The following is a 9,414-nucleotide window of genomic DNA, read 5'->3' on the forward strand; positions in this document are numbered from 1 at the left end:
TGGTGGACGTGGTGGACGTGGTGGAGCCGGTCATCGAAGCGTTCGTCACGGATGTCACGGATGCCTCCGCTCGCTGGCGGTCACCGGGGCGCCGCTGAACGGTTCCAGGGGGACCGCTCCGGCGACGGCCCGGTAGCCGTCGTCGTTCAGATGGATGTGGTCCCCGCTGTCGAAACCGGCCCGCACCCGCTCCGGGTCCGCGGGGTCGCGCACGGCCGCGTCGAAGTCGGCGACGGCGTCGAAGTCCGCCGAGGCGTCCGGGGAGCGCAGCCGTTCGTTGACCGCCACCCGCGCGCGCTCCGCCTCCGGGGTCCACAGGGGCGAGCCCTTGAACGGGGTGAGGGTGCCGACGACGACGGGCACACCCTCGGCACGCAGCCGCGCCGCGATCGTGCGCAGCCCCGCCACCACCTCGTCGGCCGTGGCGAAGGGCTCCAGCTGGAGGTCGTTGATGCCCTCGTACAGCACGGCGCCGCGCACCCCCGACTGCCCGAGCACATCGCGCTCGAAGCGGCCGAGCGCGCTCGTGCCCCGCTGCGGCCGGTCGGTCTCCTGGCCGTCGCGCAGCACACGGTTGCCGCCGAGCCCCTTGTTGAGCACGCCGGTGCCGCGCGTCGCGGGGGTGTCGGCGAGGCGCCGCGCGAAGGCGTCCGTCCAGCGGCCGTTGCCGTCGACGGTGGAGCCGCCGCCGTCGGTCTGCGAGTCGCCGAGCGCGACGATGGTGCCGCGCGCCTCGGACCCTCGCACATCGACCCCGGTGAGGAAGAACCAGGAGGTCTCGGTGCTGGTGAAGGACTCGGCGCCGTCCTCGGCCGCGTGGTCGCCGGGTCCCGAGAGGTACGTGTGCTGGTGGGCCAGCCAGTGCCAGGTGACGGGGCCCGTGGCGCGCGGCAGATGCACGCTGACGAGGAGGTCGGACCCGGCGGGCACGTCGAACCCCAGCGGGTCGCTGTGCTTCTCGGTGCCCGCCGCCACGGTGGTGCCCTTGGCGCCCCCGTCGAAGGTGACCTCGCGCAGGCTGCCGGGCACCGCCGAGGCGGGTGAACCGGGTTGGGAGAGTGCGACGGTGGTACGGCCGAGCGTCAGCGGTGTGGTGCCGTAGGCGTGCGAGAAGCGCAGCCGCAGCGAGTCGCCGCCGACGGAGGTGTGGGCCACCATGCGCAGGGTGCGGTCCTCGAAGCCCTCGCGGGAGATGCCGTCGGGCGCGGCGGGTGCGGGCGCTGTGCCCCAAGTGCCGGTCCAGCCGGGGGTGTTCTCCCCACTCCCCGCACTCCCCGCGCTGGCCGTCGTGGGGGAGAGCAGCGCGGCGCACATGGCGGCGACGCCCCCCAGCACGACCCGGCGCCGCACCGCTTTCCCGGTGCTTCCCCCGTTGCCCCCGCTCACGTCAGCTCGTCGGCGTCGGCGTCGGTGGTGGCGGCGGGCGTGCTGCGGAACGTGCCGACGAGGTAGTGGAGCGCGTCCCTGCCCCGTGGCACGGTGCGCAGTTCCACCACGCTGAAGCCGTGCGCGGTGAGCAGCCCGGCCAGCTCCGCCTCGGTGAACTCCCGGTACAGCCGCCGCCCGCCGTTGACGAACAGGTCGCCCCGCTCGGCCGCCGAGTGGAACACGGAGACTGTCAACAGGCCGCCAGGGTGCAGCAGTTCGTGTACGCGCCGCAGATAGGCGGGGTAGCGGTCCGGGTGCTGGTGGTGAAGGCAGCCGTTGTCCAGTACGGCGTCGTACTGCCGTGCCCCGGTCAGCTCGCCCGGCTCCGTCAGCTCCGCTGCCCCGAACCTGGCCCGCCCCGGCCAGCGTGCGCGGAGCCCGGCCCACTCGTCCGAGGCGACGAGGTCGATGCCCGTCACCCGGTGGCCGCCCGCCAGCAGGATGGCCGCGTCCCGGCCGTGCCCCGTACCGATGTCGAGGATGTGCGCGTCCCGGACGTCCGCCAGCGCGGCCAGCAGGATGCGGGGTGTCTCGCGCATGGCCTCCTCGCCGGTCCAGATGTCGCGGCCGTGTGCGTAGTGGTCCGTGAAGTCGGCGCGCAGTACCGCCGCGTACTCCTCGTCGGCGAGCGGCGGCGCCGCGACGGGGACGACGGTGTACGCCTCGGCTATGTCATGTGTATCCATGCACCTATGACTCCTGTCGTGTGGGGAGTGCGGCGCGCGCTCTCGTGTGCGGAGCGCGGCGGCGGGCCGCGGGCGCGGTGGCGGCCCGCACCGGCGCACGAGGGCACCACGGCACGACCCGGCACCGCGCCCGGCGCGGCCTGGGTAGAGGAGAGGGGAAGGGGGGTGGCTCGGCGTCAGGGCACGGAGGGCCCGAGGCCGGAAGGTGAAGCGTGAGGGGAGAGTGGGGCGGGGCACCGTCGCCCCGCCGACGGGCCCTCGGCCGCCGGTTCAGCCGTGGGTTCAGCCGTCGATGGGGTGCACGCGGCCGTCGTAGGAACCGGCGACGAAGCCCTTGCGCTGTGCGTCGTAGGCGAGGCAGGAGATCCCGGCGGTGGTCGGCCGCACGTCGACGGTCCAGCTTCCCTCGGCCCGGTCGTAGAGCGCGACGCGCCCGTCGTAGCTGCCCGTCGCGACGAGGCGGCCGTCGTCGGAGGCCGCCACGCACTTGACCGAGTGGGTGTGCGGGGTGGCGACGTTCTCGGCGTGGCGCTCCGGGTCGAAGAGGCGCAGCACCAGGTCGCGGCTGACGGTGGCGAACCAGCCGTCGGCCAGGCCCACACAGCCGTTGGCGATCTTCTCGTGCGCGTCCTCCACCGTCGCCACCGGCTCCAGTGTGGAGATGCGGTACCAGGTCGCTGACGCGTCGGCTGCCACCGAGAAGAGGAAGTCTCCGCTGACGGCCACACCCTTGACGGCGTTGGCGTGCAGCGGCAGGTCCCGCACATGCTCGACGCCGCCGTCCGCGGTGAGCCGCAGCAGCAGCCCCTCGCCGGTGTAGGCGCCGACGACCGCGTACCGCTCGCCCTCGCGCTCGAAGGCGACGGCGCAGTTGAGGGGCGAGTGGTGCTGGTACAGCTCCTTGCCCGTCAGCGCGTCGAAGACCTTACCCAACTGGCCCCCGGAGAGCACCAGTTGGCCGAGCGGGGTGAGGAAGTTGCACAGGCTGCCCGTGCGTGCGACGAGTGCGCCGTCCCTGCGCACCTCGCCCGCGTCGCCGACGGTGAGGACCTCGCCCGAGTCCGTCGGCAGCACCGCGTTCACACCACCGGTGGGCGCCACCTCGGCGGTCTCCCAGGTGCGGGTGCGGTAGTCGTAGCCCCGGTAGCGGGCGCCGAACGTGGCGAAGACCAGGGTGGTGCCGCCCGCGAAGGCGCACGAGCGCGGCCACACGTCGTCGGGCAGGTCGGTGGCGTCCACCTGCGAGGGTGTGTCGCCGGAGACGTCCCACAGCCGCATCGTGCGGTCGTAGCTGAGGCTGACGAGCAGATCGCGCCCGTCGTCGAGCACCAGCCGCTTCACACCGGCACCGTGCGCGGGGACGACGGTGCGTCCGGAGCCGGCGATGACGATCAGCTCGCCGTCGTCGTTGCCCGCGAAGATGGTGCCGCCGGAGGAGATGGCGATGGTGTCGGTCTCCACACCGTTCATGTCGAGGTCGGCGATCAGTCCGCCGCTCTCCAGGGACCAGCGCTTGATGGTGCCGTCGTCGCTGGAGGAGATCAGCTCGTCGGCGCCGCGTGCCCACTCCACGGAGATGACGTCGGCGGTGTGCCCGGTGAAGGTGGCCAGCAGTTCGCCGGAGAAGTCGTAGACGCGCACCCTGTGGTCGCGCGACGCGGTGGCGATCCACTCCTTGGTGGGGTGGAACACCGACATCTCGACGTCGTCCTCCTGCTCAGCGAAGACGGCCTTCAGCCGCAGGTCGGGCACGGTCCACAGGCGGGCCGAGTAGTCGCTGGAGGAGGTGAGGAGGTAGCGCCCGTCGGGCGAGAACTGGCACTGGTTGGCCAGGTGGTCGTGCAGGGAGCGGCTGAGTGCCTTGCCGGTGGCCTGGTCCCAGCAGATGACCTGGTTGTCGTAGCCCGCCGTCGCCACGTAGGCGTCCTGCCAGGCGGCGATGCCGCTGATCGGTCCGAGGTGCTGAATCATATGGCCTCCTCCGCGAACGTGATGGTGTGCCCGCTGTGCTCGACCTTGGCGCGCAGATAGCGGTCGTTGTACGCGGTACGGAAGGTGCCGGTCGGCACCACCTCGTCCACCGCGATGCCCGCGGACTCCAACTGGGCCTGCTTGTCGGGGTTGTTGGTGAGGAGCCTGATCCGCTGCACGCCGAGCGCCTGGAGCATCTGCGCCGCCACCCGGTAGTCGCGGGAGTCGTCGGAGAAGTCGAGTTCGCGGTTGGCCGCGAAGGTGTCGAGTTGCAGCTCGTCCTGCACCCGATAGGTGTCGATCTTGTTGTAGAGGCCGATGCCCCGGCCCTCCTGGCGCAGGTAGAGCAGGATGCCGCCCGCGTCGGCGATCATGCTGACCGACTCGTCGAGCTGCGGGCCGCAGTCGCAGCGCCCGGAGCCGAACACGTCGCCGGTCAGGCACTCCGAGTGCAGCCGTACCAGGGGTACGGAGGAGAGCGGCGCGAAGGTGACCGCGATGTGCTCGCCGTCGTCGATGAGGTCGCTGAAGGTGACCATTTCAGCGGGCTTCCATGTACTCCCGGCCGACACCGGCACGGTGACGCGGGTCCTGACCATCGCCGCGGAGTACGTCCGGGCCGACTCCATCGTCGGCGTCTCGTCGCTGGACACGTTGAGCATGGTTGTCCCTCCCGTGGAAGCGGCGCCGCTACGAGGGGCGGCGCCATCTACACACGATGGGGGGTCAACGGGATTTGCACAGTACGGTGTACCCAGCAGCAGTACCGAAATCTTCTTCGCCGGGCACCGAAGCCTTTTGCGTTACGTAAGTGCCTGCTGAGGCCCCCGTGTTGCCTGTGTTTCCCAGGTGGGAGGGCCCTCGCGCCGCAGCGTTCTTCACCGGCGCAAGGTGTCGTGAGCGCCCGGCATCACCACGGCCCGGCATCACTACCGCCCGGCATCACCACCGCCCGGCATCACCACCGCATGGCGTCGAAGTCGACGGGTCCGGGCCGCAACTCCCGTGCGCGCTCGGCCAGTTGCCGCAGCCTGCGCGCCATCTCGTCGGACGGCAGCCGCCTGCGGTCGCCGTGCCCCGGCAGCAGCCACTCGAAGCGGAGGCTGCCGACGGTACGGTCCAGCGAGGCCGCCTGCTCCGTGATCGAGTACCAGGTGACGTTCGCCGCCACCTCCACGTCGCCCGTCGTCCGCGACCAGTACATGCTGTCGCCGCTGAAGCAGTACCGCTCGTCGGCCACGTACAGCACGCTGCCCCGCGTGTGCCCCGGCAGCGGGTACGCGGTCACGCCCGCCGCGATACGGACCGGGTCCGTGCCGCGCAGCACCTGGTCGGCGTCGGGCGCCGCGTCGAGGTCGCCCTCGTGGATCCACAGCCGAGCCCCGAAGCGGTCCGCGTAGCGACGGCCGTGCGCGGCGTGGTCCCGGTGCGTGAGCAGCACGTCGGTGATCCGGCCCAGCGCCTCGTAGCGGTCGGCCAGCTCCGTGCTCCAGCGCGGGGTGTCGATCATCATCCGGGTGCCGTCGGGACGGCGGAGCAGATAGGCGTTGGCGGCGGCGGTGCGGGGCGCGTTGTGGCCGCACAGGTGTACGTGGTCGTCCAGCGCGAGGGGGTAGGGGTCCCTCGCGGGGTCGAGGCGGTGGGCCGGGTGACGGATCGAGCGGGTGTGGCAGGCGAAGGCGGCGGCGTAGAGCTGCCGTTCCTCCGCCGCGTCCCGTGGCTGCCGGATCATCTCGGAGCGGCCCCGCTCCTCGCGGATCAGGTCGGGCGCGAGCTGGCGCGCCACGTCGCAGTTGGTGCACCGCGAGTCGACGTACCAGCCCCCTTCCGGGCCGGGGGCGGGGGAAGGGGAGGGCTCGGTGTCCATGGCGGGGTTCCTTCCGGGCTGCTCGACGTACGGGATCCGCGCTGGTCGGCGACGTGTGGGCCGGGTGCGCGCGCCCTTTCAGGGTTTCCGGGCGGGCGGCAAAGAGGAAGGGGGCTCGACGGTTGTGCTTCCGGGGTCCTGGACCTCTCGGGGGCGGGCGACGGGGCATCCGCAATGGTGTGAATTTCCCCTTATCTGCGCCTTGTGCGCTCTTCGGTGGCCGTGCCCCCGCACACCGAGGGCCCCGGGGAAACCGAATTCCGGGATGAGCGCGCCGGTCGCTAGGATGAGGGCGGCCCGCACTAGCGCATCGTCACGCAGAGTGCACGAATGCTGGACGTGTCGTGCGTACCAGTGTCGTGGATGGCGTTGTATGGCGTTGTTGCGTCCCGTTTGACCGCACCCGCCGCGGCGCCTCCCCAGGGGCCGCAAGATCAATTGGAGCATCCGAGGATGGCTCGACACCTCATCACCAGCGCGCTGCCGTACATCAACGGGATCAAGCACCTGGGGAACATGGTCGGGTCGATGCTCCCGGCCGACGTGTACGCGCGCTATCTGCGCCAGCGCGAGCACGAAGTCCTCTACATCTGCGCGACGGACGAGCACGGCACCCCGGCCGAGCTGGCCGCGGCGGCGGCAGGGCTCCCCGTCGACGAGTTCTGCGCCCAGCAGCACGACGCGCAGCGCGCGATCTACGAGGGCTTCGACCTCGCCTTCGACTACTTCGGCCGCAGCTCCTCGCAGCAGAACGTCGAGATCACCCAGCACTTCGCGCGCAAGCTCAACGAGCACGGCTTCATCGAGGAGCGCGCCATCCGGCAGGTCTACTCCGAGGCCGACGGGCGCTTCCTCCCCGACCGCTACATCGTCGGCACCTGCCCCTTCTGCGGCTACGAGAACGCGCGCGGCGACCAGTGCGAGAACTGCACCCGCGTCCTCGACCCCACCGACCTCATCGAGCCCCGCTCCGCGATCAGCGGCAGCACGGAGCTGGAGGTGCGCGAGACCAAACACCTCTTCCTCCTCCAGTCCAAGCTGGCCGGAGAGGTCGAGGAGTTCATCGACGCGCACGGCGAGGAGTGGCCCGTGCTGTCCTCCTCCATCGCCCGCAAGTGGCTGACGGAGGGCCTCCAGGACCGCTCCATCACCCGCGACCTGGACTGGGGCGTGCCCGTCCCGGCCGACACCTGGCCCGACCTCGCGGCCGAGGGCAAGGTCTTCTACGTCTGGTTCGACGCCCCCATCGAGTACATCGGCGCGACGAAGGAGTGGGCCGACGCCGGCCCGGAGGAGCGGGACTGGAAGTCCTGGTGGTACGAGGCCCACGACTCCGTCCGCTACACCGAGTTCATGGCCAAGGACAACGTCCCCTTCCACACCGTGATGTTCCCGGCCACCCAGCTCGGCACCCGCGAGCCGTGGAAGAAGGTCGACTTCGTCAAGTCCTTCAACTGGCTGAACTACTACGGCGGCAAGTTCTCCACCTCCCAGAACCGCGGCATCTTCACCGACGCCGCGCTGGAACTGCTCCCCGCCGACTACTGGCGCTACTTCCTGATCGCCGCGGCACCCGAGTCGGACGACGCGTCCTTCTCCTGGGAGCTGTTCGCCTCCGTCGTCAACAAGGACCTCGCCGACACCCTCGGCAACTTCGTCAACCGCGTCCTGTCCTTCTCGCGGAAGCGCTTCGGCGACGACGTGCCCGCGGGTGCCGAGCCCGGCGAGGCCGAGCAGCGGCTCGGCGAGGAGATCGCCGGACTGCTCGCGGAGTACGAGGCCCAGATGGAGGCACTCCAGTTCCGCAAGGCGGCGGCGGCGCTGCGCGCGCTGTGGAGCGCGGGCAACGTGTACCTGGAGGAGAAGGCGCCCTGGCTGGAGATCAAGACGGACAAGGACGCGGCGGCGCTGACGCTGCGGACGGCCATGAACCTGATCCACCTCTACTCCGTCGTCTCCGAGCCGATCATTCCGGCCACGGCGAAGGCCATGCGTGAGGCGTTCGCGCTCGACGGTGACACGGCGCGCTGGGTCTCCGCCGACGAGGCCAGGTCCCTGTCCTCGGTCCCGGCCGGGACGGGCTTCACGGTGCCCCCGGTCCTCTTCCAGAAGATCACCGAGGACGACCTCGCGGCCTACCGCGAGCGGTTCGGGGGCGAGCCCGAGTCCGCGTGAGCGTGTAGCGGCGCCCCGATGTGCGTGCGCCTGCCCCGGCGCGGGGTCTGGGCGCCGGGGCAGGCGGGGCCCGTCCCCTGGACCGCTGCCGACGGTTTCCCCAGGGGACGGGGGTAACGGGGGTCAGCTTGGCTGCACCGTTGCGAGTTGGAGTGTGCGTCCGCCGACGAGCGGTGCCGTGAGGATGACGGTGCGGCCCTCGTGGTGCAGGGCCTTGCCGATGCGTGTGTGGCGGGCCTGCCACCAGTGGCGGGGCGCGAGCAGGGTGCTGAGGCAGTCGCGGGTCTCCCCGTCGATGGCGATGCGTTCGCCCTTTTCGCGCAGGCGCAGGGCGTGGCATGCGTAGCCGGTGAGGAGCGTCGCCAGGTTGCCTTCCATGATCTCGATGACCTGCCCGGACGGCATCGGGCGCGGGTAACTGGTGAGGAACGCGGTGCCGTGCGGGAGTTGGTACATGAGGCGTACGGCGCGGTCTTGGATGCGGCGCATGACGAAGTGGGGTGCGTGGCCGTCGAGTACGGCGACAGGGAAACCAGATGACGTTGCCCACCCGTGGGGGTCGTAGAAGACATCGTCGGGGTCGGCGGGGATGAGGACGGTGTGGTCGCGGGGCACGGTTGCTCCAGGTCGGTGGTGGGTGGGGGTCACGGGTTGCGCACCACGTGCAGGGCGGGCGCGGCTTTGGGATCCGGCTCGGTGTCGGTGCGGCGTTTTCCGGCTCCGGTGAAGACGGTGATGGCGCGGGCGACGGTCTCCCCGGTGACGTCGGCGCGGATCGCGGCGAGGGGGAGGTAGGCGCCGTGCCAGGGGCACAGCCACACCGGGTTGTGCCAGGGGTAGCGCGCGGTGGGCAGGTAGCGCATGACGGGGCCCACGTGGTCGCCGCCGTCCACCTCGCACCGGGGGCGGGGGGTCACCGGTCCGCCTCCGGCGCCCACTGCTGGCGTACGGCGTCCAGCGCGGACCGCAGCGCCTCGGGCGAGGTGCGCGCCTCGTCGTTGCCGCTGAGCCAGTGCACACCCGGACCCGTTGTGCGTTGCGGACCGGGCATGAACAGCCACGCCCCGATGCTCAGATACTCGGTGCCCACCCCGAACCGGCCACCGCTGTCGTAGGGGACGAGGAAGATGAGGTCCCCGTCGTCGTAGTAGACCGTCGCAGTGTCGCCGAGCTGGGCGAGCGCCGGTCGGCCCAGTGTGGCGGGCATGTAGGGTCGGACCGGAGCGCCCTGTCTGTCTTGTCGGCAGGTGGGTTTCTCCGGTCCGCCCTCCGAACCGGACGTGCGAC

At 71.3% G+C, this 9,414-nt stretch carries 9 protein-coding genes; 1 reads left to right on the forward strand and 8 read right to left on the reverse strand.

Going from position 1 to position 9,414, the window contains the following annotated elements:
* Window positions 1-54: 54 nt before the first annotated feature.
* The 5 genes from ACYVOO_RS09985 to ACYVOO_RS10005 all read right to left on the reverse strand — a co-directional run bounded on the left by ACYVOO_RS09985 (window position 55) and on the right by ACYVOO_RS10005 (window position 5,952).
* Window positions 55-1,386 carry an SGNH/GDSL hydrolase family protein gene (locus tag ACYVOO_RS09985; protein ID WP_461015273.1) on the reverse strand — a complete coding sequence of 444 codons (1,332 nt, stop codon included), beginning with the start codon at window positions 1,384-1,386 and terminating at the stop codon, window positions 55-57.
* The gene (locus tag ACYVOO_RS09990) at window positions 1,383-2,114 is read right to left on the reverse strand and encodes an SAM-dependent methyltransferase (protein ID WP_461015274.1); all 732 of its coding nucleotides are present in this window, start codon (window positions 2,112-2,114) and stop codon (window positions 1,383-1,385) included. Before ACYVOO_RS09990 ends, ACYVOO_RS09985 begins: the two co-directional genes overlap by 4 nt.
* Window positions 2,115-2,396: 282 nt before the next feature.
* A complete protein-coding gene (locus tag ACYVOO_RS09995; protein ID WP_461015275.1) occupies window positions 2,397-4,085 on the reverse strand; it encodes a WD40 repeat domain-containing protein in 1,689 nt (562 codons plus the stop codon).
* Window positions 4,082-4,747: a GTP cyclohydrolase II gene (locus ACYVOO_RS10000; RefSeq protein ID WP_461015276.1), complete on the reverse strand. Its 666-nt coding sequence runs from the start codon at window positions 4,745-4,747 to the stop codon at window positions 4,082-4,084. The genes ACYVOO_RS09995 and ACYVOO_RS10000 overlap by 4 nt, the downstream gene beginning before the upstream one ends.
* A gap of 296 nt (window positions 4,748-5,043) precedes the next feature.
* Entirely contained in the window at window positions 5,044-5,952 is a 909-nt protein-coding gene (locus ACYVOO_RS10005; protein ID WP_461015277.1) for an MBL fold metallo-hydrolase, read from the reverse strand.
* Window positions 5,953-6,405: 453 nt separating this feature from the next.
* Here ACYVOO_RS10005 and metG point away from each other — a divergent pair, with 453 nt between their 5' ends.
* Window positions 6,406-8,127, forward strand: coding sequence for a methionine--tRNA ligase (metG, locus tag ACYVOO_RS10010; RefSeq protein WP_461015278.1), 1,722 nt, complete (start codon window positions 6,406-6,408; stop codon window positions 8,125-8,127).
* Between the two features lie 123 nt (window positions 8,128-8,250).
* Here metG and ACYVOO_RS10015 read toward each other — a convergent pair whose 3' ends face one another.
* From ACYVOO_RS10015 to ACYVOO_RS10025, 3 genes are read right to left on the reverse strand one after another with little or no spacing between them, the layout of a single operon-like run.
* Window positions 8,251-8,742, reverse strand: coding sequence for a hypothetical protein (locus tag ACYVOO_RS10015; RefSeq protein WP_461015279.1), 492 nt, complete (start codon window positions 8,740-8,742; stop codon window positions 8,251-8,253).
* A 29-nt stretch (window positions 8,743-8,771) separates the two neighbouring features.
* Window positions 8,772-9,044, reverse strand: a complete 273-nt coding sequence (locus tag ACYVOO_RS10020) for a hypothetical protein (RefSeq protein WP_461015280.1) — start codon at window positions 9,042-9,044, stop codon at window positions 8,772-8,774.
* Window positions 9,041-9,334 (reverse strand): hypothetical protein, encoded by a 294-nt coding sequence (locus ACYVOO_RS10025; protein ID WP_461015281.1) that lies wholly within the window; start codon window positions 9,332-9,334, stop codon window positions 9,041-9,043. Before ACYVOO_RS10025 ends, ACYVOO_RS10020 begins: the two co-directional genes overlap by 4 nt.
* Window positions 9,335-9,414 lie beyond the last annotated feature (80 nt).

This window comes from Streptomyces daliensis (genome assembly GCF_054782395.1).

Bases quoted from the DNA above. Each gene is read 5' to 3' on its own strand.
- ACYVOO_RS09995 (WP_461015275.1), bottom strand. From the start codon at position 4,085: ATGATTCAGCACCTCGGACCGATCAGCGGCATCGCCGCCTGGCAGGAC.
- ACYVOO_RS10000 (WP_461015276.1), bottom strand. From the start codon at position 4,747: ATGCTCAACGTGTCCAGCGACGAGACGCCGACGATGGAGTCGGCCCGG.
- metG (WP_461015278.1), top strand. From the start codon at position 6,406: ATGGCTCGACACCTCATCACCAGCGCGCTGCCGTACATCAACGGGATC.
- ACYVOO_RS10025 (WP_461015281.1), bottom strand. From the start codon at position 9,334: ATGCCCGCCACACTGGGCCGACCGGCGCTCGCCCAGCTCGGCGACACT.
- ACYVOO_RS09990 (WP_461015274.1), bottom strand. From the start codon at position 2,114: ATGGATACACATGACATAGCCGAGGCGTACACCGTCGTCCCCGTCGCG.
- ACYVOO_RS10005 (WP_461015277.1), bottom strand. From the start codon at position 5,952: ATGGACACCGAGCCCTCCCCTTCCCCCGCCCCCGGCCCGGAAGGGGGC.